Source organism: Pseudomonas sp. LBUM1662 (assembly GCF_059695915.1).
In genome coordinates this window covers 6,225,285-6,250,830 of record NZ_CP166793.1, presented here as the reverse complement: position 1 = coordinate 6,250,830, position 25,546 = coordinate 6,225,285, and the positions used below count along the sequence as shown (strand labels likewise).

19 protein-coding genes are annotated in these 25,546 nt (G+C 60.6%); 6 read left to right on the top strand and 13 right to left on the bottom strand.

The genetic code is table 11. The features are described 5' to 3' along the window. Positions 1–35 precede the first annotated feature (35 nt). Together ACA049_RS28495 and ACA049_RS28490 are read left to right on the top strand one after the other, a co-directional pair. On the top strand, positions 36–527 hold the full coding sequence (locus ACA049_RS28495; protein WP_109636241.1) for a M48 metallopeptidase family protein: 492 nt from the start codon (positions 36–38) through the stop codon (positions 525–527). 13 nt (positions 528–540) lie between these two features. Continuing rightward, entirely contained in the window at positions 541–837 is a 297-nt protein-coding gene (locus tag ACA049_RS28490) for a winged helix-turn-helix domain-containing protein (RefSeq protein WP_102672284.1), read from the top strand. A gap of 96 nt (positions 838–933) precedes the next feature. Here the strand turns inward: ACA049_RS28490 and ACA049_RS28485 are convergent, their stop codons facing one another. Further along, positions 934–1,386 (bottom strand): GNAT family N-acetyltransferase, encoded by a 453-nt coding sequence (locus tag ACA049_RS28485; protein ID WP_497331498.1) that lies wholly within the window; start codon positions 1,384–1,386, stop codon positions 934–936. Between the two features lie 257 nt (positions 1,387–1,643). Here ACA049_RS28485 and ACA049_RS28480 point away from each other — a divergent pair, with 257 nt between their 5' ends. Further along, positions 1,644–2,381 carry a substrate-binding periplasmic protein gene (locus ACA049_RS28480; RefSeq protein ID WP_497331496.1) on the top strand — a complete coding sequence of 246 codons (738 nt, stop codon included), beginning with the start codon at positions 1,644–1,646 and terminating at the stop codon, positions 2,379–2,381. A 121-nt stretch (positions 2,382–2,502) separates the two neighbouring features. On the opposite strand, the gene yccS is transcribed toward ACA049_RS28480, so the two are convergent. From yccS to betI, 9 genes are all read right to left on the bottom strand, one after another. Then, positions 2,503–4,686 carry a YccS family putative transporter gene (yccS, locus tag ACA049_RS28475; protein ID WP_497331494.1) on the bottom strand — a complete coding sequence of 728 codons (2,184 nt, stop codon included), beginning with the start codon at positions 4,684–4,686 and terminating at the stop codon, positions 2,503–2,505. A gap of 255 nt (positions 4,687–4,941) precedes the next feature. Beyond that, a complete protein-coding gene (locus tag ACA049_RS28470) occupies positions 4,942–6,120 on the bottom strand; it encodes a BaiN/RdsA family NAD(P)/FAD-dependent oxidoreductase (RefSeq protein ID WP_497331492.1) in 1,179 nt (392 codons plus the stop codon). Positions 6,121–6,251: 131 nt separating this feature from the next. Continuing rightward, the gene (dbpA, locus tag ACA049_RS28465) at positions 6,252–7,637 is read right to left on the bottom strand and encodes an ATP-dependent RNA helicase DbpA (RefSeq protein ID WP_497331490.1); all 1,386 of its coding nucleotides are present in this window, start codon (positions 7,635–7,637) and stop codon (positions 6,252–6,254) included. A 200-nt stretch (positions 7,638–7,837) separates the two neighbouring features. Next, a complete protein-coding gene (gene mdtD / locus ACA049_RS28460) occupies positions 7,838–9,265 on the bottom strand; it encodes a multidrug transporter subunit MdtD (protein WP_497331488.1) in 1,428 nt (475 codons plus the stop codon). 139 nt (positions 9,266–9,404) lie between these two features. Then, positions 9,405–10,742 carry a TldD/PmbA family protein gene (locus ACA049_RS28455; RefSeq protein WP_497331486.1) on the bottom strand — a complete coding sequence of 446 codons (1,338 nt, stop codon included), beginning with the start codon at positions 10,740–10,742 and terminating at the stop codon, positions 9,405–9,407. Continuing rightward, entirely contained in the window at positions 10,742–12,184 is a 1,443-nt protein-coding gene (locus ACA049_RS28450; protein WP_497331484.1) for a TldD/PmbA family protein, read from the bottom strand. Before ACA049_RS28450 ends, ACA049_RS28455 begins: the two co-directional genes overlap by 1 nt. Positions 12,185–12,470: 286 nt before the next feature. Next, positions 12,471–14,174, bottom strand: a complete 1,704-nt coding sequence (gene betA / locus ACA049_RS28445) for a choline dehydrogenase (RefSeq protein WP_497331482.1) — start codon at positions 14,172–14,174, stop codon at positions 12,471–12,473. Positions 14,175–14,355: 181 nt separating this feature from the next. Beyond that, positions 14,356–15,828: a betaine-aldehyde dehydrogenase gene (gene betB, locus ACA049_RS28440; protein ID WP_497331480.1), complete on the bottom strand. Its 1,473-nt coding sequence runs from the start codon at positions 15,826–15,828 to the stop codon at positions 14,356–14,358. Positions 15,829–15,937: 109 nt separating this feature from the next. Then, entirely contained in the window at positions 15,938–16,531 is a 594-nt protein-coding gene (gene betI, locus ACA049_RS28435; protein ID WP_150711219.1) for a transcriptional regulator BetI, read from the bottom strand. A gap of 379 nt (positions 16,532–16,910) precedes the next feature. On the opposite strand from betI, the gene ACA049_RS28430 reads away from it, so the two are divergent. Next, positions 16,911–18,860, top strand: coding sequence for a BCCT family transporter (locus tag ACA049_RS28430; RefSeq protein ID WP_497337000.1), 1,950 nt, complete (start codon positions 16,911–16,913; stop codon positions 18,858–18,860). A gap of 195 nt (positions 18,861–19,055) precedes the next feature. On the opposite strand, the gene choV is transcribed toward ACA049_RS28430, so the two are convergent. The 3 genes from choV to ACA049_RS28415 all read right to left on the bottom strand — a co-directional run bounded on the left by choV (position 19,056) and on the right by ACA049_RS28415 (position 22,090). After that, positions 19,056–20,234 carry a choline ABC transporter ATP-binding protein gene (gene choV, locus ACA049_RS28425; protein ID WP_109635477.1) on the bottom strand — a complete coding sequence of 393 codons (1,179 nt, stop codon included), beginning with the start codon at positions 20,232–20,234 and terminating at the stop codon, positions 19,056–19,058. After that, complete coding sequence (gene choW, locus ACA049_RS28420) at positions 20,231–21,076, bottom strand: choline ABC transporter permease subunit (protein WP_109635476.1); 846 nt, start codon at positions 21,074–21,076, stop codon at positions 20,231–20,233. Before choW ends, choV begins: the two co-directional genes overlap by 4 nt. A gap of 66 nt (positions 21,077–21,142) precedes the next feature. Beyond that, a complete protein-coding gene (locus ACA049_RS28415; protein WP_438658980.1) occupies positions 21,143–22,090 on the bottom strand; it encodes a choline ABC transporter substrate-binding protein in 948 nt (315 codons plus the stop codon). Between the two features lie 435 nt (positions 22,091–22,525). Here ACA049_RS28415 and ACA049_RS28410 point away from each other — a divergent pair, with 435 nt between their 5' ends. Both ACA049_RS28410 and gbdR read left to right on the top strand, forming a co-directional pair. Continuing rightward, the gene (locus tag ACA049_RS28410; RefSeq protein WP_497314185.1) at positions 22,526–23,902 is read left to right on the top strand and encodes an L-serine ammonia-lyase; all 1,377 of its coding nucleotides are present in this window, start codon (positions 22,526–22,528) and stop codon (positions 23,900–23,902) included. Positions 23,903–24,417: 515 nt separating this feature from the next. Next, positions 24,418–25,521 carry a choline metabolism transcriptional regulator GbdR gene (gene gbdR, locus ACA049_RS28405; protein ID WP_497331477.1) on the top strand — a complete coding sequence of 368 codons (1,104 nt, stop codon included), beginning with the start codon at positions 24,418–24,420 and terminating at the stop codon, positions 25,519–25,521. The last annotated feature ends 25 nt before the right edge of the window (positions 25,522–25,546 follow it).

The following is a 25,546-nucleotide window of genomic DNA, read 5'->3' as shown; positions in this document are numbered from 1 at the left end:
TGGCGACCTTTTCCGTGATTGTGTTGCCGCCCCTGATGACCGCGTTGAAATACCTCCAGGCCTATCCCGCTGCGTTGCAAGACCAGGTGCGCCAGTTGATCGTCGAAGATCGGCTCGGCGACTACCTGAGCCAGCGCTACCCGGAAAAACACGCGGTGCAGAGCGACAAGGCGCTGTACACCTACGCGCTGGACCTCAAGCAGGAATACCTGCGCAATGCGCCGGCCATCGACAAGGTGCTGTTCGACAACCGTCTCGACCTGACCCATCGCGCCCTCGGTTTGCACACGACGATCTCGCGGGTGCAGGGCGGAAAGCTCAAGTCGAAAAAAGAAATCCGCGTGGCCTCGCTGTTCAAGGAAGCGCCTTCCGAGTTTCTGAAAATGATCGTGGTGCATGAGTTGGCGCATTTTAAGGAATCGGATCACAACAAAGCGTTCTACAAACTCTGCGAACACATGTTGCCGGGGTATCACCAGGTGGAGTTTGATCTTCGGGTGTACCTGACGTGGCGGGATATGCAGTAAAGGGAGTGTCTGGATGGATGTCAGCAAGACCAAGAGCAGTTTCTATCGCCGGTTGTACGTGGCGTACTTGATCGACAGCGGGTTGGCGAGCAGCGTCCCGGCGCTGACCGACGTGACGGGCATGCCCCGGCGCACGGCGCAGGACACGATTGCGGCGTTGGCGGACCTGGACATCATTTGCGAGTTCGAACAGGAAGAGGGCGCGCGCAATCATGCGGGGCGCTATCGGATTCGTGAGTGGGGGGCGATTGATCGGGGGTGGATCGAGCGCAATTTGCGGCAGATAAAAGCGGTGTTGGAATACCCGTGATTTGTGGCGATGCAGCTGACGCCTTCGAGGGCAAGCCTCGCGCCTACAGGTGCGGTGAAATCCCTGTAGGAGCGAGGCTTGCCCGCGAAGAGGCTCTCAGGAACGACGCATCCCGATATGCGGAATGTCATCCTCCAGAAACTCCTCTCCCGACACCACAAACCCGTACCGCCCGTAATACCCCTGCAAATGCGATTGCGCCGAGAGATAGATCGGCATTTCGGGCCAATGCTTCCCGGCCTGCTTCAATGCCTGGGCCATCAACTCATGTCCCAGCCCGGTGCCGCGGGCGCCAGGGGCAATAATCACGCGCCCGATCACCACGTCGCCGCCCTGCGTTTCCGGGTCGAGCAAACGCAGGTAGGCCACCAGCCGATCCCCGTCCCACGCCATCAAATGGCAGGTGTCACCTTCCAGATCCTGGCCATCGACATCCTGATAAGCGCATTTCTGTTCGACGACGAACACTTCCGCGCGCAACTGCAGAATGGCGTACAGCTGCTCTTTCCCCAGATCGCTGTGGTGTTTGCAGACCCAATCGATTGTCATCTTCACTTTCCTTGAGCAACGTCGTTCCGATACTAAGCGTCCCGGCGGTATATGTCTTTATGGCGAAGAAATCTGTGACAAAGGCCAAAATGCCACCATTCATTTCGCGCGGCGCTGTCTTCTTTGTGTAATCTGCGATGAAGCGCTGTGCAGTGGCTCCAATGAGCTAATGTTGAGTACCTGAGTGTCGGTACATGGTTCTTGGAGTTTTGGCAGAAAAATACGCCGGGCAGCCCGCCCGCTAAGGATTTTCTAGCATGCCGCGATTGCATCGAGCGTTTGCTTTGATTGGATTGCTGTTGCTGACACAGAGCGCGGCAGCAGAAAGGCTGCGTCTGGTCGCCGACGCCTGGCCACCCTTTACCGACGCCACGCTGGTCAATGGCGGGCTGGCCACGGACATCGTCAGCACCGCGCTGGCCCGGGCCGGTTACGCCAGCGATTTTGAACAAGTGCCGTGGGCGCGAGCGTTGCTCGGGGTGGGCGAGGGCCGTTACGACGTGCTGGTCAACGCCTGGTACACCGAGGAACGCACAAAACTGGGCCAGTTCTCCGGCGAGTATCTGCTCAATCGCGTGCGCTTTCTCAAGCGCAAAGACGCGCCCATCGAATACAACAACTTGCAGCAATTGCACACTTACCCGATTGCGGTGGTGCGCGGTTATGCCTATTCATCGGAATTCGATGAAGACGTGTCGTTGCAGAAAGTCCCTGTGCATAACTTCGCGATGGCCGTGCGCATGGTTGCGGCGGATCGGGTCAAGTTGACGCTGGAAGACGAATACGTCGCCCGTTATTACCTGGCTCGGGAATCTTCCAAGGTGCGTAATTCAGTGGAGTTCCTGCCCAAGGCGTTGAGTGAGAACAGCCTGCACATATTGGTCAGCCTGAAAAATCCGCAGCATGAACAGATCGTCGCCAGTTTCGATCGCGAGATTGCGGAGATGAAGGCTGATGGGAGTTATGAGCGGTTGATGAAGCAGCATGGGATGTGATGGTCGGTTTTTGTGGTGAGGCGGATGGCCCCTTCGCGAGCAAGCCCGCTCCCACATTTGATCGCGGTCCCCTGTGGGAGCGGGCTTGCCCGCGAAGAGGCCCGCCCAGCCACCACAGATCTCAGGCCTCGCTGGTGTCCTTGATCAGATGCGCCGCCAACGTCCGCAACGGCCCCAACTGCCGGCAAATCAACGCCAACTGCGTCTGCACCAGCCGCTGCCCTTCATCGATCTCATCCGGCATCTGCTCAAGCGTATTGGCCAGCGCCTCTTCCGCATCGCTCTGAATCGCAATCGGCTGTTTGCTCGCCAGCCCTTGGGCGATCTCGTCGATGCTGGCCGCCAGGCTCACGCCCGCGCCGTCGATCAAATGCTCGCGCACATCCGCCGGTAGCTGGGTTTCACGGTGTGCACCCAGGCCCGACAAGTAGCTGAGCAAGGTGTGCGACAGCACCAGGAAACGAAACCCGACATCCGCTTCCTTACGGAAATGCCCCGGCTCCATAAGCATGTTGGCCAGGGTCGTCGACAATGCCGCGTCAGCGTTGTGCGCGTTGCGTCGGGCCAGGCGATAGGCGAGGTCGTCGCTTTTGCCGGCGGCGTATTGCTGCATGATCTGGCGCAGGTAAATGCTGTTGCAGGTCAGGGTGTTCGCCAGCACTTTGTTCAGGCGTCGGCCCTGCCAGTCCGGCAGGAACAGGAACACCGCCAACCCGGCGATCAGGCTGCCGAGCAAGGTATCGAACAGCCGCGGCAGGAACAGTCCGTAACCATCCCCGACCTGATTGAAGCAGAACAGCACCATCAGGGTGATCGCGGCCGTGGCCAAGGTGTAACGGGTGGTGCGGTTGATAAAGAACACCACGCCGGCAGCAATCGCGAAGCACGACTGGACCAGCGGATTGGGAAACAGATCGAACAACGCCCACGCCACCGTCAGGCCAATCGCGGTGCCGATGATCCGCTGGCCGAGTTTGCGCCGAGTGGCGCCGTAGTTCGGCTGGCAAACGAAGAGCGTGGTAAGGATGATCCAGTAACCCTGCGACGGGTGAATCAAATGCACCATGCCGTAGCCGATGCTCAGCGCCAGGGGCAGGCGCAGTGCATGACGGAACAGCAGCGAGGTCGGCGTCAGCTGCGTGCGCAAGCGAATCCACACATCCTTGAGGTTGCGCGGCGAGCGGTCGAGCAGGCTGCTGTCGGTGGCGTCGGCGAGGGCGTCGGGGTTGCTGGCGTCGCTGAGCAAGCGGTCGAGGGTGCCGAGGTTGGCGGCCAAGGCTCGTAAGGAACGCAGCAAGCCGCGCCAGGCCGGGTTGCTCTGGAAGCGCAGGTGTTCGATGGACGCGTGCAGGTCGCTCAATGCTTCGGCGAAGCTGGCGTCATAGATGAACGGCTGGCGCATCTGGATCGATTCCGCCAGCGCCCGGCAAGCCTTGCCTTGCTGTCGCAGCAGGCGCTGACAGCGGAAGAGTACGTCGCTGTGGAAGAACGCCTCGGCCAGTGCGTTATAAGGGTAGTGCGAAGAGCTGGCGCGCTCGTGGATGTCCTGGGCGAGGAAATACAGCTTGAGGTAGCGGCTGACTTTCGAGCCCGGCCGACCGTTGCCGACCCGGTGCAGGATGATTTCCTTGGCGGCGTTGAGTGCCGCCACCACCCGACCGTTTTGCTGGGCCAGTTCCAGGCGGCGCGCTTCTACGTCCATCTGCCGGATCGGCTCGAACAGCGATGCTTTGAGTTTCAGGTAATAACCCAACTCGCGGAACAACCGCGCCAGGCTCTGCTGCACCGGCTGGTTGGAAAACATCGCCTGCCACAGCACCGAGAGCAAGCCGTACCAGGCCGCACCGGCCACCAGCAGCACCGGTTCGTGCCAGAAATCGGTGACTGCGCCGCCGCGCTGGTCCACGCCGATCATGGTATAGACCGACAGAATCAACGTCGCCGAGGCAATCGCGCCATAACGTTCGCCGAGGGCGCCGAGCATGGTCAGGCAGAAGGCGGCGAGGGCGAAGGCGATGATGAAAAAGACGGGATAAGGGAACAGCAATTCGACCGACAGCGCCGCGACCAGAAAACACACCAGCGTCACGGCCAGCGCGTTGAGGCGGCCCTGCCAACTGTCGTCGGTCTCGGCCAGGGCGCTGGCGATGATCCCGAGGAACAACGGGATCAGCAGTCCCATTTCATCCTGATACCAACAGACGGCCATGCTGCCGGTCAGGGCGATGAACACCCGCACGCTGTAGCTGAATTTATCCAGCGCCCAGAGACGGCGCAAAGACTGACGAAATGAGGTCGATGACATGAAGTGCGAAGGCCTTCCGAGGCAATGCCGCTAAATTGAGCCAGTAATGACGCCGACGCAATGGCGCCGATCACATCTGACAGCAAAATCTGTTCCTTCCCTGGCGAACATCACCTTGAAATGTATTCCCCTGTAGGAGCTGTCGAGTGAAGCGAGGCTGCGATCTTTTGATCTTGTTTTTTGGCAATTTCAAAATTGCCGAAGATCAAAAGATCGCAGCCTCGTTTCACTCGACAGCTCCTACAGGGAGCGGGGTTAGGCAAATTGTGCAGCCGCGTAACCCGAGGCCCAGGCCCACTGGAAGTTGAAACCGCCCAGATGCCCGGTGACATCGAGGACTTCGCCGATGAAGTACAAGCCAGGGCTTTTCAGCGATTCCATGGTCTTGGACGACACTTCCCGTGTATCCACGCCGCCCAGGGTTACTTCAGCGGTGCGATAGCCTTCAGTGCCGGCAGGAACCACTTTCCAGCTCGCCAGTTTTTCGCCGATGTCGGCGATTTCCGCGTGGGTGTATTGCTTCATCGGCTTGGAGACGAACCAGTTGTCCGCCAGCAGGTTGGCCATCTTCTTGGTGAAGATTTCACCGAGCAGGGTTTTCAACTCGCTGTTCGGGCGGTCGGCTTGCTGTTGTTGCAGCCAGCTCGGCACGTCGTGGTCCGGCATCAGGTTGATCTCGACGGTGTCGCCGGATTCCCAGAACGAGGAAATCTGCAAAATCGCCGGACCGCTGAGGCCGCGGTGGGTGAACAGGATGTTTTCGCGAAAGCTCTGATCGTTGCAGCTGACCAGGCAATCCACCGAGGTGCCGGACAGCTCGGTGCACAATTCCTTGAGCTGATCGGTGATGGTGAACGGCACAAGGCCGGCGCGGGTCGGCAGCAAGTCGTGGCCGAACTGCTTGGCCACTTGATAACCAAAACCGGTGGCGCCCAGGGTCGGGATCGACAGACCGCCGGTGGCGATCACCAGGGATTCACAGGTGATCTGGCCCAGCGTGGTGTCGAGCAAGTAACCGCTTTCGAGCTTCTCGATGGTCTGGATCGAGGTGTCCAGGTGCAGGCTCACGCCGACCTGATCGCACTCATTGAGTAGCATCTCGAGGATGTCGCTGGATTTGTTATCGCAGAACAACTGGCCGAGTTTCTTCTCGTGGTACGGCACGCCATGCTTGGCGACCATGCCGATGAAATCCCACTGGGTGTAGCGCGCCAGTGCGGATTTGCAGAAGTGTTCGTTTTGCGAGAGAAAATTGCCCGGTTCGGTGTACATGTTGGTGAAATTGCAGCGGCCACCGCCCGACATCAGGATTTTCTTGCCGGCCTTGTTCGCATGGTCGAGCAACATCACCTTGCGCCCACGCCCGGCGGCGGTCAGCGCACACATCAACCCTGCGGCGCCAGCGCCAATGATCACGACTTCGGTAGAGCGCAAAACGGTGTCCTCACACAAATCTCAGGGTTTACCCCGATCCCTGTAGGAGCGAGGCTTGCCCGCGAAGCTTTTGGCGGCCTCGCGGTCCCCTTCGCGGGCAAGCCTCGCTCCTACGGGGGGCAGCGGTGTTCTTACAGGATACGCACGCGCAGCGAACGGCCTTTGATCTTGCCGTCGTTCAGGCGCTGCAAGGCTTGCTTGGCGATCCCGCGTTCCACGGCCACATAGGCCTGGAAGTCGAAAATCGCGATCTTGCCGACCTGAGCGCCCGGAATACCGGCATCGCCCGTGAGTGCACCCAGAATGTCGCCCGGACGAACCTTGTCTTTACGGCCGGCGCCGATGACCAGCGTGCTCATCACCGGCAGCAGCGGTGCGCCGCCCTGGGACTTGAGGTTTTCCAGCTGATCCCAGCTCAACGGCGAGTTCTGCAGTAGCTCGATGGCTTGGGCGCGGTGGGCTTCGGACGGTGCGACCAGGCTGATCGCAATCCCTTTCTCGCCCGCACGACCGGTACGGCCGACACGGTGGATGTGGATTTCCGAATCACGGGCCAGTTCGACGTTGATCACCATGTCCAGCGCATCGATGTCCAGACCGCGCGCGGCGACGTCGGTGGCAACCAGCACCGAGGTGCTGCGGTTGGCGAACATGGCCAGTACCTGGTCACGGTCACGCTGTTCCAGATCGCCGTGCAGGCCGACGGCGGAGATGCCTTTGGAGGTCAGGTGGTCGACGGTTTCCTGAACCTGCTGCTTGGTGAAGCAGAAGGCGACGCAGGACGCCGGACGATGATGTGCGAGGACTTTGACCACGGCGTCCATGCGCTCTTCCGGGGAAATCTCGTAGAAACGCTGTTCGATCTGCGTGTCGTCGTGGAACGCCTCGGCCTTCACGATCTGAGGGTTGCGCATGAACTTCGCGGCCAACTGCTTGATGCCCGTCGGGTAGGTGGCGGAGAACAGCAGGGTCTGGCGACGCTCCGGGCACTGGGCGATGATTTCTTCGATGGAATCGTAGAAGCCCATGTCGAGCATGCGGTCGGCTTCGTCGAGGATCAGCGTGTTCAGGCCATGGAGCACCAGCGAACCTTTGCGCAAATGCTGCTGAAGGCGGCCCGGGGTGCCGACGATGATGTGCGCGCCGTGCTCCAGAGAGCCGATCTGTGGGCCGAAGGACACGCCGCCGCACAGTGTCAGGATCTTGATGTTGTCTTCGGCGCGGGCCAGACGACGGAGTTCCTTGGCGACCTGGTCGGCCAGCTCACGCGTCGGGCAGATGACCAGCGCCTGGCAACCAAAGAAGCGCGGATTGATCGGGTTCAGCAGGCCGATACCGAAGGCCGCGGTCTTGCCGCTGCCGGTCTTGGCCTGGGCGATCAGGTCCATCCCTTTCAGGATCACCGGCAAGCTTTGCGCCTGGATCGGCGTCATCTGGGCATAACCGAGGGAGTCGAGGTTAGCCAGCATGGCGGCGGACAGCGGCAAAGTATTAAAAGCGGTGGCGATGGTGGTCACGGGACTGGCCTGCAAAACAAAATGTCGCGCAGTGTATCAGTCCCGTGGCCATTCGCCCGTAGTTTCCAGACGAGAAGTCGCCGAGCGAAGGCCAGGCAAGGCGAAAACAGGCGAGCAAGCGGAGTTGGCTTTAGCCAATGAGCATTGCGAGCCTGTTTTCAACGCAGCATGGTCGAGCGCAGGCACTTATCGTCTGGAAACTAAGGTTCTATGTGTTCTTCCGGACTTCTGACGCGCCGTCCGTCTTCCTTTGAAAGCTGCGAGAAGATCGTCGCGGCCAGCATCGCCATGATCCCGACCGTCACAAAGGTCAGCTGGAACGCGCCCAGCACCGTGTCCACACCGTCGTTGCCGATCTCTGCGGTAAAGCCGCCGAGCAAGGCGCCGGCGCAGGCAACGCCGAGGCTCAGGGACAATTGCGCAACCACCGACAGCAGGCTGTTGCCGCTGCTGGCGCTGGCGTCGTCGAGGTCGATCAGGGTCACGGTGTTCATGGCGGTGAACTGCAAGGAGTTGATCGCCCCCAGAATCGACAGCATCACCAACAGCAGCCAGTACGGCGTCTGCTCGCTGACCAGGCCCATACTCGCGAGCATCAGCCCCAGCGCCAACGTGTTGCCGGTCAGCACGATGCGATAGCCCAGACGCTCAATCAGCGGGCGCGCCACCGACTTGGCGACCATTGCCGCAGCCGCCAGCGGCAACATGCTCATCCCGGCCTGGGACGGTGAATAACCCAGCGCCACTTGCAGCAGCAACGGCACGAGAAACGGCAGGGCGCCGCTGCCAAGTCGGGCGAACAGGTTGCCGAGGATGCCCACGGCAAATGTCCGGGTCTTGAACAACGACGGCGCAAACAACGGATTATCGATGTGCCCGGCCCGCAACCAATACGCCGCCAGGCAGGCCATGCCGCCGAACAGCAGCAACATCACGCGCAAGTGCGGCAGGTGCAGTTCGCCGAGGCCTTCCATGGCGATGGTGATCAGCACCATCGCCGCGCCAAACAGCAAGAAGCCGAGGCTGTCGAAACGCGTGCGTTCGCTGCCACGCAGGTCGGGGATGAACCGCCACACGGCGTAGCAACCGATGGCGCCCACCGGCAGGTTGATCAGGAAGATCCAGTGCCAGGTCAGGTATTCGACCATCCAGCCGCCCATGGTCGGGCCGATCAACGGGCCGAGCAGGCCGGGAATGGTGATGAAGCCCATGATCCGCACCAGCTCCGAGCGCGGGTAGGCGCGCAGCACCACCAGTCGCCCGACCGGCAGCATCAGCGCACCGCCCAGGCCCTGAATCACCCGGGCACCGATCAGCATGCTCAAGGTGCTGGACAAGGCGCAGAGCAACGAGCCGAGGCTGAACAGCAGGATCGCGCCGAAGAAAATCTTCTTGGTGCCGAAGCGGTCGGCGATCCAGCCCGAGGCGGGGATCAGCAAGGCGACGGTGAGCATGTAGGCAATGATCACGCCCTGCATGCGCAGCGGATCTTCGGCCAGGTCGCGGGCCATGGCGGGCAGGGCGGTGTTGAGGATGGTCCCGTCGAGGGATTGCATGAAGAAAGCGATGGCGACGACCCACGGCACCCAGCGGGCGGTGACAGCGTCGAGAGGCGGGCGGTTGGGCATGGGACCTCTTGTCAGTGTGCGTCAGATAATCCGTGGTGACTTTCTTCGCGGGCAAGCCGCGCTCCTACAGGTTCAGCATCGGCCGAGAAACCTGCGGCAATCCCCGATCCCGTAGGAGCGAGGCTTGCCCGCGAAGCTTTTATAGGGTCAAGGTCAGCTTGCTGACGAGCGCACCCGGCAACAACGCCGAGGCCGTGGCCCGCTGGCTATAGGTGCTGGCCGACAGCATCAACTCACGCTCCTCGGTCAACGCTTCCAGCTGCGAACCAAGCAAGCTGTAAGCGCTGTCATCAAAGCGCATGGTGCTCACCGGCGCCTGAATCTCGCCGTTCTCGACCCAGAACGTCGCAAACCGCGTCATGCCGGTCAGGCGCGCTGCCGGTTGGTCCGAGTAGTTCAGGTACCAGAGGTTGCTGATGTACAGGCCCGTGCCCAGTTGCTTGAGAATCTCTGCGTCAGGCAACGTACCGGCCGCCATGTTCACGGCACTCGGCATTTCACCGCCGCTGGCGCCGTTGGCGGTCAAGCCGTACTCGGCTGCGCTGCGCGAGCTGACCATCTGCGCGCCCGCCTTGCCTTCGACGATCAAGCCAAGATCGCTGCGTGGATAACCTTCGCCGGAAAACGCCGGGCTCAATGAGCCACTGACTTTTTCATCGACCGACACCAGCGCGCTGAACGAACTGTCGCCCGCATACAGCTTCTGCAGCGGACTGTGTTTGCTGGCAATCGACTGCGCCGAGAAACCGCCCCAGCCCAGCATATCCATGATTTCCCCCAGCGCTGCCGGCGCCAGGTAGGCGCGGTACTGACCCGGCGCCAGAGTGCGTTGCGGTCGGCCGAGGAACGCCAACTGCTCGCGCGCCTGTGCAAAGCGTTTGGCAAACCCTTCGCTGCTCCAGTCGTGCCCGGCGTAGCTGGCTTTTACCGCTTGGCCATTGTCATGGAACAGGCTGAAATCGAAATTGAAGCTGTTGGCCTGATGCCAGCCAAACGCGCCCGAAGAACTGGCGAAGCCACGACTGATCGGCCCGGCGGCGTAGAAACCCACCAGATCCAGACCCTCGGCCGCCTGAGTGATTTCGGCCACCACCTGCTCGGTGTCCGGCAGCGGATGCGCCTGCACGTTTTTGCTCTGCCAGCCATTGTGGTTGAGCAGCAGGTACGGATCCTGGGGCAGCAGCGGCAAGGTTTCGCGCAGCTGTTGCAGGCCTTCGGCCAACCGCTGACGGTCGACTTCCGGGTCACCGGCCAGCGTGATGTTGAGGTCGGCATGCCGGCCTTCGTTGATCAGTTTGAAACCGACGCTCGCTTGTTGCACCTGACCGGCCTGACGCACCTTGGCGTGATTGAAACGCACGAAGGCCGACGACTCGGCGGCGTAGCTGAGGGTGAATTGCTCCGGCTCGCGAATCGCATCGCGCAGCCAGTTGACCAAAGCCTTGAACGACTCGGCCTGAGTGTTTGAAGTACTCATCAGGCGTCTCCCCCAAATACATCGACGTTGCTGAACACGCAGGCCGGCGAGGCATGGCCGACGCGGATCACCTGATTCGGTTCGCCCTTGCCGCAGTTCGGCGTGCCCAAGACCTTGAAGGTGCTGGCATCGCCGACGGCGCTGAGGCTCTTCCAGAAGTGCGCGGAAATCGCCCGGTAGTTAGGGTTTTTCACCACGCCTTTAAGCTCGCCGTTTTCGATCAACTGCGCCCATTCGCAACCGAACTGGAATTTGTTGCGCGCATCGTCGATGGACCACGAGCGGTTGGTCGACATCATGATGCCGTGCTCGATGTTGCCGATCAGTTGTGCCAGCGGTTGATCGCCGGGCTCGATATTCAGGTTGGCCATGCGGTCGATTGGCGGACGGTTCCAGCCGCAGGCGCGGCTGTTGGCGACGCCATCCATGCCTGCACGAAATTGCGACAGCGCGCCGCCCAATGGACGCAGCAGCAGGCCTTCTTTGATCAGGAATTGCTTGCTCGCGGCAGTGCCGTCGTCGTCATGGCCGTAGCTGGCGAGCTGTTCCGGGATGTCCGGGTCGAAGGTCACGTTGAGCAGTTTCGAGCCGTATTGCAGATGACCGAAGTCTTCTGCCTTGACGAAACTGGTGCCAGCGTAATTGCGCTCGTCGCCGAGGATGCGGTCCAGTTCCAGCGGGTGACCGATGGATTCGTGGATCTGCAGCATCATCTGATCCGGCATCAGCAACAGGTCGCGCGGCCCTTGCGGGGTGTTCGGCGCCAGCAGCAATTGCAGCGCTTGATCGGCGACTTTTGGGCCGGCACCGACCAGACCGCAGCGGCTGATGACGTCGGCACTGCCTTGCTGTCCGAAGTTCTCGCGGCCCAGGCTGCGGGTCTGGCTGTCGCTGCCGTCGTAGGCGGTGACGTCGAGGCCAGGGTAGACGAAACGTTGGGCCTGACGCAGTTCCGCGCCGGCGCTGTTGAGGTAGATCTGCTCGACGTGGGTGATGCCGATGCTCACCTGCCAGTTCACCAGGCGCTCGTCCTTGGGCACGGACGCGGATTCGGCGCCGAGCAGTTGATAGCAATCGCTCAGGGACGGGAAGGGCTGGTCGAGGTTTGGCGAAAAGTAGTCGGCGCGGTCGCTGGAGACGGCTTGCTCGCGCAGGTCGAGTAGCGCGTGGGGCTTGAGTCGACGGGCTTGTTGCTCGGCTCGTTCCAGCGCGGCTTGCAGGCCTTGTTGCGACAGGTCGTTGGTCGCGGCGTAGGCTTCGACGCCGTTGACGCGCACGGTCAGCATCGCGCCTTCGTCACGGCTCAGGCTTGGAGGTTCGGCGACATTCTTGCGCACCGACAGGTACTGGCCGGACTCGCGCACATAACGCAGCGAAAAGAATTCAGCGCCCGTGCGCAAGGCAGCGAAGCGCTGCTTGAGCTGGGGGTGGAAATCGAACATTCGGGAACCTCCTTGGTCTGGAGTGGCGGTGCAGCGGTGTTGCGAAGGGGGGGTGAAACGATTGCGTGGCGCTAGATTAGGCCTGCGCGGGGGGTAGGATCAAGCTTGGATCGGTGTAGGAAGGGATTGCCGGGGTGTGTCAGAAAGAGATGTGTTGTTGGGTCGGGCCTCTTCGCGAGCAAGCCCGCTCCCACAATGGATCTTCAGTGAACACAAACTTTGTGCACACCTGAGATCCAATGTGGGAGCGGGCTTGCTCGCGAAGGCAGCACCGCGGTGTTACGACTTACTGAGCGGTAAGGCTCACATCCCGCAACGGCTTGCCACGCACCGGCGCATCGCCGGCCACGAAGTAATCAGCCGTGCTACGCGGCAATGGCTGGCGACCACGGATCTTGTCGGCGATTTTCTCGGCGATCATGATCGTTGGCGCGTTCAGGTTGCCGGTGGTGATGATCGGCATGATCGAAGCATCGACCACGCGCAGGGCTTGCATGCCGTGCACACGACCTTCGCCATCGACCACGGCCATTTCGTCGGTGCCCATCTTGCACGAGCAGGACGGGTGGAACGCGGTTTCGGCGTGCTCGCGGATGAACTTGTCGAGCTGCTCATCGGTTTGCACGTCGATGCCCGGGCTGATTTCGCGGCCACGGAAAGCGTCCAGTGCAGGCTGTTGCATGATTTCACGGGTCAGGCGGATGCCGTCGCGGAATTCCTGCCAGTCCTGCTCGGTGGCCATGTAGTTGAACAGGATGCTTGGGTACTCGCGCGGATCCTTGGACTTGGCCTGGATGCGACCACGGCTCGGCGAACGCATGGAACCCATGTGCGCCTGGAAACCGTGCTCTTTCACGCCGTTGCTGCCGTTGTAGTTAATCGCGACCGGCAGGAAGTGGTACTGGATGTTCGGCCAATCAAATTCTTCGCGGGTACGGATGAAACCGCCGGCCTCGAACTGGTTGCTGGCGCCGATGCCGGTGCCGTTGAACAGCCATTCGGCACCGATGGCCGGCTGGTTGTACCAGAGCAGCGACGGGTACAGCGAGACCGGTTGGGTGCAAGCGTATTGCAGGTACAACTCGAGGTGATCCTGCAGGTTTTCGCCGACGCCTGGCAGGTCATGGACCACCGGGATGTCGAGCTTGTTCAGCAGTTCGGCCGGGCCGACACCGGAGCGTTGCAGAATCTGCGGCGAAGCGATGGCGCCGGAGCACAGCAGCACTTCTTTGCGGGCACGGGCTTCAACGCGCTCTTCAGCGGCGCCAATCAGGTAACGCACGCCAACGGCACGCTTGCCTTCGAACAGGATCTTGTCGGTCAGGGCGTGGGTGACGATGGTCAGGGTCGAACGCTTCTTGGCGACGTCCAGGTAACCGCGAGCGGTGCTGGCGCGACGACCGTTCGGCGTCACGGTACGGTCCATCGGGCCGAAGCCTTCTTGCTGGTAACCGTTCAAGTCTTCGGTGCGCGGGTAACCGGCTTGCACGCCTGCCTCAACCATCGCGTGGAACAGCGGGTTGTTACCGGCTTTCGGCGTGGTCACGCTGACCGGACCGTCGCCACCGTGGTAGTCGTTCGGGCCGATGTCGCGGGTTTCGGCCTTGCGGAAATACGGCAGGCAGTTCAGGTAATCCCAGTCTTCAAGACCCGGAAGCTTGGCCCAGTTGTCGTAGTCCATCGCGTTGCCGCGGATGTAGCACATGCCGTTGATCAGCGATGAACCGCCGAGGCCTTTGCCGCGACCGCATTCCATCCGGCGACCGTCCATGTGTGGCTCTGGATCGGTTTCGTAGGCCCAGTTGTAGCGACGACCTTGCAGCGGGAACGCCAAAGCGGCCGGCATTTGCGTGCGGAAGTCCAGACGGTAGTCCGGGCCGCCTGCTTCGAGCAGCAGGACGGTGACGCCTTCGTCTTCAGTCAGACGGGTCGCCAGGGTGTTACCGGCCGAGCCGGCACCGATGATGATGTAATCGAATTCTTGGGACATTGAATGCACCCTCTTTGAAAGTGGTCAGGTCATGGCCATCGCGAGTGCTACGCACTCGATTCGCGGGCAAGCCTCGCTCCTACAGGTTCGGCGTCGTGCACAAAATCTGCGGCAAACCCCGATCCTGTAGGAGCGAGGCTTGCCCGCGAAGACGGCCTCGCGGGCAATTCAAGGCTCGCGCTTAGAACACCGAGGCGTAATCGCCCAGTTCGACCTGTACCGATTTGATGCGTGTGAAGTTGTTCAGCGAGCTGATGCCGTTCTCACGGCCCACGCCCGACTGCTTGTAGCCGCCGACCGGCATCTTGGCGTCGGATTCGCCCCAGGCGTTGATCCAGCAGATACCGGCTTCCAGTTGATGAATCACGCGGTGAGCGCGGTTCAGGTCCTTGGTGACGATACCGGCAGCCAGGCCGAAGTCGGTGTCGTTGGCACGACGGATCACTTCTTCTTCGGTGTCGTAAGTCAGGATCGCCATGACCGGGCCGAAGATTTCTTCGCGAACGATGGTCATCTCGTCGGTGCAGTCGGTGAACACAGTCGGTGCCACGAACGCGCCTTTGGCGAATTCGCCGTCGGTCAGACGACCGCCGCCGCACAGCACGCGAGCGCCTTCTTCCTTACCTTTGGCGATGTAGCCCAGCACGCTTTCCATGTGGGCGAAGCTGACCAGCGGGCCGAAGTTGGTGTTCTCGTCTTCCGGGTTGCCGATGCGGATGCGCGCAACGCGCTCAGCGATCTTGGCTTCGAAAGCGGCTTTCAGGTGAGTCGGTACGAACACGCGAGTGCCGTTGGTGCAGACCTGACCGGAGCTGTAGAAGTTGGCCATCATCGCGGTGTCGGCGGCGCGATCGAGGTCGGCGTCATCGAAGATGATCAGCGGGGATTTGCCGCCCAGTTCCATGGTCACGTCTTTGAGCGACGAAGCGGAGGCGCTGGCCATGACCTTCTTGCCGGTGTCGGTGCCGCCGGTGAAGGAGATTTTTTCGATGCGCGGGTGCTCGGTCAACCAGGTGCCGACTTCACGGCCGCTGCCGGTCAGTACGTTGAACACGCCGGCTGGCAGGCCTGCTTCGGTGTAGATCTCGGCCAGTTTCAGCGTGGTCAGGGAAGTGACTTCGCTTGGCTTGAAGATCATCGCGTTACCGGCCGCCAGGGCAGGAGCGGATTTCCACAGGGCGATCTGGATCGGGTAGTTCCACGCGCCGATACCGGCGACGACGCCCAGCGGCTCGCGACGGGTGTAGACGAACGACGTGGTGCGCAGCGGGATCTGCTCGCCTTCGATGGCCGGAACCAGACCTGCGTAGTATTCCAGCACGTCAGCGCCGGTGACGATGTCGACGTACTTGGTTTCGGAGAACGATTTGCCGGTGTCCAGGGTTTCCAGGGCGGCCAGTTCATCGTTGCGCTCGCGCAGGATGTCGACGGCGCGACGCAGGATGCGCGAACGCTCCATGGCGGTCATCGCGGCCCAGATTTTCTGGCCCTTTTCTGCACTGACCACAGCGCGTTCGACGTCTTCCTTGGTCGCACGTTGTACTTTTGCGAGGACTTCACCGTTAGCCGGGTTGATGGCTTCGAAAGTGGCGTCGCTGCTGGCGTCGGAGTAGCCGCCATCGATGTAGAGTTTTTGCAGTTCGAAACGGGCCATAAAGTCCTCGCAAGTGCATAAGTGGTTGGCGTTGACCACTGCGGTGAAGCCATATAGGTGTGGCAACACCGATCAGTAGCAGTTCAGGGGTTGAGCGGTTATGTGTGCTCTAACTCACCTGCTTGGCCAATTGGAAATCCATGTATTCGTAAGCGATGCGGTGCGCTTGCTCAGTGTCGAAAGCATCTCCCGACAGCGCGCCGCGCAACCACAAACCGTCAATGAGGGCTGCCAGGCCTCGTGCTGCGCTGCGTGCATCATCCAGCGGCAGTACACGGCGGAACTGGCAGCACAGGTTGGAATACAGGCGGTGATCGTTGATCCGCTGCAACCTGTGCAAAGACGGGTGGTGCATGCTGGTGGCCCAGAAGGCCAGCCAGGTTTTCATTGCCGGGCCATTGACCTGGCTGGCGTCGAAGTTGCCTTCGATGATCACCTGCAGATGCGCCCGTGGGCTGTCATCTGTCAGCGCCTGACGGCGCGCGGTGACGTTCTCGCTGAGGACGCTCATCAGATACTGCGCCGTGGCAGCAATCAGGCCGTTCTTGTCCTGAAAATAGTGACTGATGATGCCATTCGAGACACCGGCCAAACGGGCGATCAGCGCAATGCTGGCGTCCCCCATTCCGACCTGATCTACGGCCTGCAATGTGGCTTCGATCAACTGCTGGCGGCGGATGGGTTGCATACCGACCTTGGGCATCTTGCACATCTCCTTAGGCCTTCCGATGGACGTCAAACGTCTATCGGATTGAAGGCCAGTCTATTTTGTTTTGATTGAACGTTCAATCAACAAAGAATAAGATCTGCGACAAATCGTCGCTGCCTACAGGTTTTTCCTACGTGTAGTTGGCGGAAAAACGACATCCGAAAACGCTCGAAACCCACGCGCACTGGCGCTCCCGGGCTTCGGGCTTTTTTCGGGGTGTCTTTATATCACCCGTCGGTCGGCTGCCAACTAACCGATTAGTCGGGTAACGCGTTGCCTTGTGTTCTTCTCTCGCACTGCCTGGAGCATCTGTGCCATGAGTTCTGCCTCTCTTATAAAGACCCCACCCGAGAAGGTGACGGTCAACGGTTGGGTGTTCTACACCTCTACCGCGTTGATTCTGTTGTTGACCGCCATTCTGATCATCGCCCCGCAAGAGGCCGGCAGATTGCTCGGCATCGCCCAGGCCTGGTTGTCCCGCAGCTTCGGCTGGTACTACATGGTGGTGATCGCCGCCTATCTGGTATTCGTCGTTGGCCTGGCGTTTTCGTCCTACGGCAAACTCAAGCTCGGCAGCAAGGACGACACTCCGGACTTCAGCTACGGCGCCTGGGCGGGGATGCTGTTCTCGTCGGGTATCGGCATTTCGTTGCTGTATTTCGGTGCTTCCGAGCCGCTGGACCACTACTTCAATCCGCCGGAAGGCGTGGCCGCCAGCAACATGGCCGCGCGTCAGGCGGTGCAGCTGACATTCCTGCACTGGGGCCTGCATGGCTGGGCGATCTATGCCTTGGTCGGCCTGGCCGTTGCGTACTTTGCCTACCGTCATAACCAACCGCTGGCGTTGCGTTCGGCGCTGTATCCGCTGGTCGGTGAGCGTTGGGTCAAAGGCGCGGCCGGTCACGCGGTGGACGGCTTCGGCATGTTCGTGACCCTGCTGGGTCTGGTGACGAACCTGGGGATTGGTTCGCTGCAAGTGTCGTCGGGGCTGGAAAACCTGTTCGGCATGGAACACAGCAACACCAACCTGCTGATCGTGATCATCGTCATGAGCACCGTGGCGACCATCGCCGCCGTGTCCGGCGTGGAAAACGGCATTCGTCGTCTGTCCAACCTGAACATCGTGCTGTTCAGCGGCCTGCTGATTTTCGTGCTGCTGTTCGGCCCGACATTGCATCTGCTGAACGGTTTCGTGCAGAACGTCGGCGACTACCTGAACGGTGTGGTGCTGAAGACCTTCGACCTCTACGTGTACGAAGGCGACAGTGAGAAGTCTGACCGCTGGTTGGGCCTGTGGACCCTGTTCTACTGGGCGTGGTGGATTTCCTGGGCCCCATTCGTGGGCATGTTCATCGCGCGTATTTCCCGTGGTCGCACGGTGCGTGAACTGGTAGCTGGCGTGCTGCTGATCCCGCTGGGTTTCACCCTGGCGTGGCTGTCGATCTTCGGTAACTCGGCCCTGGACCTGGTGATGAACCATGGGGCGGTGGAGCTCGGCAAGACGGCGCTCGAACAGCCGTCGATGGCGATCTACCAGCTGCTTGAGCATTACCCGGCGTCGAAAATCGTGATCGGCGTGTCGATCTTCGTCGGTTTCGTGCTGTTCCTGACCCCGGCGGATTCCGGCGCGGTGATGATGGCCAACCTTTCCTGCAAGGGCGGCAACGTCGACGAAGACGCCCCGCACTGGCTGCGGATCTTCTGGTCGGCGGTGATCACCCTGGTGACCATCGGCCTGCTGTTCGCCGGTAACTTCGAAGCCATGCAAACCATGGTGGTGCTGGCCGGTCTGCCGTTCTCGGTGGTGCTGGTGTTCTTCATGTTCGGCTTGCACAAGGCCATGCGCCAGGACGTGCAGATCGAACAGGAGCAGGCGGAACTCGCCGCGCGCGGTCGTCGTGGTTTCAGTGAGCGTCTGACGCAGCTGGACCTGCAACCGAACCAGTCGATCGTTCAGCGTTTCATGGACAAGCAAGTCAGCCCGGCGCTGGAAGAGGCGGCGGTGCAATTGCGCGGTCAAGGCCTGGAAGTGCAAACGCTGTTGGGTAAATCCAAGCGCTGCATGGGCGTGCGCATCGAGATGGAAGAGGGCAACCCTTTTGTCTACGAAGTGAGCCTGGACGGCTATCTGGCGGCGGCGAGCGACACGGTCTCGGCTGAAAGTGCTGATGAACCGCGTGCGCGTTATTACCGCGCCGAGGTGTACCTGCACAACGGCAGCCAGGACTATGACTTGATGGGCTTCACTCAAGATCAGATCACCCGTGACGTGCTCGATCAGTTTGAAAGCCATCGGCAACTCCTTGGCCGGGTTTATAGCTAAATGCTGAGGGCGCGGTGCATCAGATGCACCGCGTTGCATTCTTCGCGGGCAAGCCTCGCTCCTACAGGTTTCGCGTTGTCCTTGTAGGAGCGAGGCTTGCCCGCGAAGGGGCCATCCGCCGCAACACTGAATGACCCGATATCCGCGTAAACAAAAACGCCGCGATCCTCTCGCGGCGTTTTTGTGTCTGCTGTCTTAGCCCAGGTTCTTGCCGAGCAGCGCGTGATACAGCTCGCTGTCGCCCAGAATCCCGACAACCTTGTTGTTGTCGTGCAGCACAAGCTTGTTGCCCGTCTGATAACGAATCTGCAGCGCATCGCGCATGCCGATGTTGGAGTCCACCAGCGTTGGCCGACGACCCAGGCCCTCAACTGCTTGCCCGGGAATCCAGTTCTGCAGGTCCAGGCTCGCACCGTTCTGGCGGGCGCCTTTGATGGTGTTGCCTTCGGCCAGGTCCAGCCACGAATCGCCGCCCGGATCGAGGCACACCGAACCGTTGATGCGTTTGCAGTTGTCCAGGGTGCGCATCAGGCTGCGACCGCACAGAACGTTCAGCGGATTGGTGTGCGCGACGAAGGTCCGCACATAGTCGTCCGCCGGGTTCAGCACGATTTCTTCAGGCTTGCTGTACTGTACAATCCGACCGTCTTTCATGATCGCGATACGGCTGCCGAGCTTCAGGGCTTCATCGAGGTCGTGGCTCACGAACACGATGGTTTTGTTCAGCTTGCTTTGCAGCTCCAGCAGTTCGTCTTGCAGGCCTTGGCGGATCAGCGGGTCGAGTGCCGAGAACGGTTCGTCCATCAGCAGAATGTCGGCGTCCATCGCCAGCGCACGGGCCAGGCCCACACGTTGCTGCATACCGCCGGAGAGTTCGTCGGGCTTCTTGTTGCGCCACTGGGTCAGGCCCACCAGCTCAAGCTTGTCGTCCACCAGTTTGCGTCGTTCCTTTTCCGGGCGACCCTGCATTTCCAGACCGAAACTGATGTTCTCGCGCACCGTCAGCCAAGGCATCAGGGCGAACTTCTGGAACACCATCGCAATGCGCTTGGTGCGCATCATTTTCAGCTCTGCCGGGGTGCAGGAAGCGATATCGATCTGCCGGCCTTCGTGCTCGACGAACAGCTTGCCGCGACTGACGGTGTTGAGGCCGTTGATGCAGCGCAGCAGGCTGGATTTACCGGAGCCGGACAACCCCATCAAAACGCAGATTTCACCTTTTTCGACGTCCAGGCTGGCTTTTTCAACGCCAACAATCTGCCCGGTCTTTTTCAGGATCTGGTCGCGGGTCATGCCCTGGTCTAGAAGCTTGAGCGCTTCACGCGGGTCTTTGGAAAAGATTACGTCGACGTCTTCGAAGCGAATAATGCTCATGCGTCACCCCCTACTTTAGCGTCGGGTTGTTTGCAGATACGGTCGAGCATGATCGCCAGCAATACGATCGCCAGGCCGGCTTCGAAGCCCAGGGCGATATCAGCAGTGTTCAGTGCGTTGACCACGGGTTTGCCCAGGCCGTCGGCGCCCACCAGTGCCGCGATCACCACCATCGACAGCGACAGCATGATGCACTGGGTGATACCGGCCGCGATGCTTGGCATGGCGTAGGGCAGTTCGATGCGTGCGAGCAGTTGACGGCGCGAGCAGCCGAAGGCTTTGCCGGCGTCCATCAATTCTGCGGGAACATCGCGGATACCCAGGTAGGTCAGGCGGATAGGCGCGGCAATCGCGAACACTACCGTGGAGATCAGGCCCGGGACCACACCCAGACCGAAGAGGGTCAGGGTAGGAATGAGGTACACGAAGGTCGGCACGGTCTGCATCAGATCGAGCACCGGCCGCATCAGTGTGTAGAACATCGGTTTGTGCGCGGCGACGATGCCCAACGGCACGCCGATGACCACGCAGACCAGGGTGGCGAACAACACCTGGGCAAGGGTTTCCATGGTTTCCTGCCAGTACCCCAGATTGAGGATCAGCAGGAAGGAGGCGATGACAAAAACGGTCAGCCCCCACTTTCGTTGAATGAAGTGTGCCAGTAGCGCGATGAGGCCGATCAATGCCAGCGGGTTGAACCAGGTCAGCGCAAAAGTCACGCCGTGGATCATCGTTTCCAGTGACACGGCGATTGCGTCGAAGGTGTTGGCGCCGTGTTGCGTCAACCATTCAACGAAGCCCGCGATGTACTGGCCTAGAGGTATTTTCTGATCAATCAGCATGGTAGTGAACGTCCGCATGCAAGGAAATAAACAGCCCGGGCGAGCAAGCTCGCCCGGCGTAAGCGATTACTGCGCGAGCTTGGCTTTCACGGCCTCCAGGCCTGGTTTACCGTCAATGGTGGTCACGCCAGCGAGCCAGGTATCGAGCACCTGTGGATTCTTTTTCAGCCAGGCCTTGGCGGCCGCGTCAGGCTTCATTTTGTCGTCCAGGACGTTGCCCATCAGCGTGCTTTCCATGTCGAGGGTGAACACCAGGTTTTTCAGCAACTGACCCACGTTGCTGCATTCCTGCGCGTAGCCCTTGCGGGTGTTGGTGAAGATGGTCGCCTGACCGAAGTTCGGGCCGAAAAAGTCGTCGCCGCCCGTCAGGTACTTCATCTTGAAACGTGTGTTCATCGGGTGCGGTTCCCAGCCCAGGAACACCACGGCGGTGTTGCGGCGCTGGGCGCGATCGACTTGCGAGAGCATGCCTGCCTCGCTGGACTCGACCACCTTGAAGCCGGCGTCTTTCAAGCCGAAGGCGTTCTTGTCGATCATGCTCTGGATCAGGCGGTTGCCGTCGTTGCCTGGTTCGATGCCGTAGATCTTGCCGTCGAGTTCTTTCTTGAACTTGGCGATGTCGGCGAAATCCTTCAGACCCTTGTTATACAACTCTTCGGGCACGGCGAGTGTGTATTTTGCGTTTTCGAGGTTGGCGCGCAGGGTGTCCACGGTGCCGGCATCGCGGTAGGCCTTGATGTCGTTTTCCATGGTCGGCATCCAGTTACCCAGGAACACGTCCATGTTCTTGCCGTCGGCCAGGGACTTGTAGGTCACCGGAACGGAAATCATCGTGGTTTTGGTTTTGTAGCCCAGGGCATCGAGAACGACGCTGGTGGTGGCGGTGGTGACGGTAATGTCAGTCCAGCCGACATCGGAGAAGTTTACGGTGCTGCACTGAGCGGGTTCTGCGGCTTGAGCCAGTAACGGCAGACTCAGCATGGCGGCCAACAACAACGACGGGGAACCTTTCATGGATGGACTCCTTGGTGTTTTTTTTGGCAGTGTTCCGACTGGACCACCGCACTTATAGGTTGCGGTTGGATGGCGTTTTGGAGACAGCTCTACCACGGCGCCTTGCAATCGAGTCGATACGATCATGTACCAGTGAAAATCTGACGCCTACAGGGTGCGTCGTAACCAGTACAGGGATGGTCGCATCCAGTGTCGGTGACGTCGTTTACAGCTTTTTTCAGCCCCCTTTACCCCTCTGATCCGCAAAAAAACGGCGAAAACGCAGCGTAAAACGCCCGCGGCGTTGGTGAGCATGAGTGCGTCGGTGTGAGACGTCGAACGACACGGCAAAAGCCTGATGATGCGGCCATCTCGGCGGATTGCAGCTTGAGCGTAGCAGCTCCGTCACTGGGCGCTTTTGCGCCCGGAGTTGGCACATCCAGGAGTTCGGCAGTAATGGCTATCAGTGTTTTCGACCTGTTCAAAATCGGCATCGGCCCTTCCAGTTCGCACACCGTGGGGCCTATGCGGGCCGCCGCGTTGTTCGTGCAAGGTTTGCGTGAGCAGGGTCTTTTGGAACAAGTGCGGCGCGTCGAAGTTCAGCTTTATGGGTCGCTGTCGGCCACCGGCATCGGTCACGGCAGCGACAACGCAGTGATCATGGGCCTGATGGGCGAGTGGCCGGATGCGATCGATCCGTCGCAAATCGGCATCCGTATCGCCACCTTGCGCGAGACCCACACGCTGTTGCTCGACGGTCGACTGTCGGTGCCGTTTATCTGGGCTCGCGACATGCGCCTGATCGACGAAAACCTGCCTTTCCACCCCAACGCCATGACCCTGGTTGCCGAAGGCGATAACGGCGAGCTGCATCGCGACACCTACTATTCCATCGGCGGCGGTTTTGTCGTGGACGAAGCCCAGGCTTCAAGCGGCGTGGTCGATCTGGATCGCACCGTGTTGCCGTACGACTTCTCCAGCGCTGTCGAACTGCTCAGCCTCTGCAAGCAGCACAACCTGCGCGTCGCCGAATTGATGATGGCTAACGAGAAGGTCTGGCGCAGCGAGGATGAAATCCGCAGCGGCCTGATGAAGCTCTGGCGCGCCATGCAGGATTGCGTCGACCAGGGCCTGAAACACGAAGGCATCCTGCCCGGCGGGCTGAATGTGCGTCGTCGTGCGGCCAAGTTGCACCGCAGCTTGCAGGAACTGGGCAAACCCAACGTCATCGGCTCGACCTTGAGCGCCATGGAATGGGTCAACCTGTTCGCCCTGGCGGTCAACGAAGAGAACGCTGCCGGCGGGCGCATGGTCACGGCACCGACCAACGGTGCGGCGGGGATCATTCCGGCGGTGTTGCACTACTTCATGAAGTTCAGCGAGGCGGTGACAGACGCCAACGTGGTCGACTATTTCCTCAGTGCCGCGGCGGTGGGGATTCTGTGCAAGAAGAACGCTTCGATTTCCGGTGCGGAAGTCGGTTGTCAGGGCGAAGTCGGTTCAGCCTGCGCGATGGCGGCGGCCGGGTTGGCGGAGATCCTTGGCGCCACGCCCGAGCAGCTGTGCAACGCGGCGGAAATCGGTCTGGAACATAACCTCGGCCTGACCTGCGACCCGGTGGGCGGGCTGGTTCAAGTGCCGTGCATCGAGCGCAATGCGATTGCGGCGGTGAAAGCGATCAACGCGGCGCAGATGGCGTTGCGCGGGGATGGTCAGCACTTTATCTCGCTGGATCGGGTGATCCGCACCATGCGTGATACCGGCGCGGACATGCATGACAAATACAAAGAGACTTCGCGGGGTGGGTTGGCGGTTAGCGCGGTTGAGTGTTGAAACCGAGTTGACCCCGTTCGCGGGCAAGCCTCGCTCCTACAGAATCACGCGATCCCTGTAGGAGCGAGGCTTGCTCGCGAAGGCGCCAGACCAGTCAAAACTGCGCGCTAAGTGAACACATAATCCCAAACGCGCCACCTTTTAGCGCGTCGCTTACAGATAAGCGACTCCACCCGGATCAGGGATCCAACCTGGCCATTACCGCCTGTCACCTGTGCTTGCGGTGACACTCTCCATCAGGTCGCCGTAGCCCTGTTCCCACAAGTGCTACCGATTTGCTCAAGCCCAACGAGGCAGAGCGCCTCCAGCCGATCATGGCACTTATAACCCCTACTCGCGGCACGGCTTATATAGACACGCCGCGACGTCGTTTTCAGGAGTTATTGAATGACCATTCAACTTTAGGCATGGCAATTGCTCTGTCATTACAAAGCCCGTCTCCCACGCGAGAACGATGGCAATAACAAGAGCCTCCGCCTGAGGCCATCACCCGCTTTGTGTGAGGAGATACCGCGATGACGACGTTCAACTCCGGGGCCCAACCCCAGAACCGTGCGCCTCAATCCATCGGCTTTTTGCTGCTGGACAATTTCACGCTTATTTCTCTGGCCTCCGCAGTAGAACCCCTGCGCATGGCCAACCAATTGTCCGGTCGCGAGCTGTATCGCTGGACTACGCTCACCGTCGACGGCGGTCAGGTCTGGGCCAGTGACGGCCTGCAGATCACCCCCGATTGCTCCATGCACAAAGCCCCTCCAATGGACACCATCATTGTCTGCGGCGGCATCGGCATCCAGCGCACCGTTACCCGCGAACACGTGTCGTGGCTGCAAAGCCAGGCGCGTCAGTCCCGCCGTCTCGGCGCGGTCTGCACCGGCAGCTGGGCCCTGGCCTGCGCCGGCCTGCTGGACGGTTTTGATTGCAGCGTGCACTGGGAATGCCTGGCCTCGATGCAGGAAGCGTTTCCGCGTGTGGCCATGAGCACTCGCCTGTTCACCCTCGACCGTAACCGTTTCACCAGCTCCGGCGGCACCGCGCCGCTGGACATGATGCTGCACCTGATCAGCCGCGATCATGGCCGTGAACTGTCGGCTGCGATCTCGGAAATGTTCGTCTACGAGCGCATCCGCAACGAGCAGGACCACCAGCGCGTGCCGCTCAAGCACATGCTCGGCACCAACCAGCCGAAGTTGCAGGAAATCGTCGCGCTGATGGAAGCCAATCTGGAAGAGCCGATCGACCTCGACGAACTGGCGGTGTACGTCGCCGTTTCCCGTCGTCAGCTGGAGCGCCTGTTCCAGAAATACCTGCACTGCTCGCCGTCGCGTTACTACCTGAAACTACGGCTGATCCGTGCCCGGCAGTTGCTCAAGCAAACGCCGATGTCGATCATCGAAGTGGCGTCGGTGTGTGGCTTCGTGTCCACGCCGCACTTTTCCAAGTGCTACCGCGAATACTTCGGCATTCCGCCGCGTGACGAACGCGTAGGTTCCAACACCACACAACAGGTGGCGATGATGCCGCTGCCGCAAGCGCTGGTGCTGTCGCCGCTGTCCGGGCCGTTGTCGGCGCTGAGTCAGGCACGTAATGAGTCGACGTTCGCTAGCGTAAGGCTCTAGACCGAGGCGCTCCATTCGCGAGCAA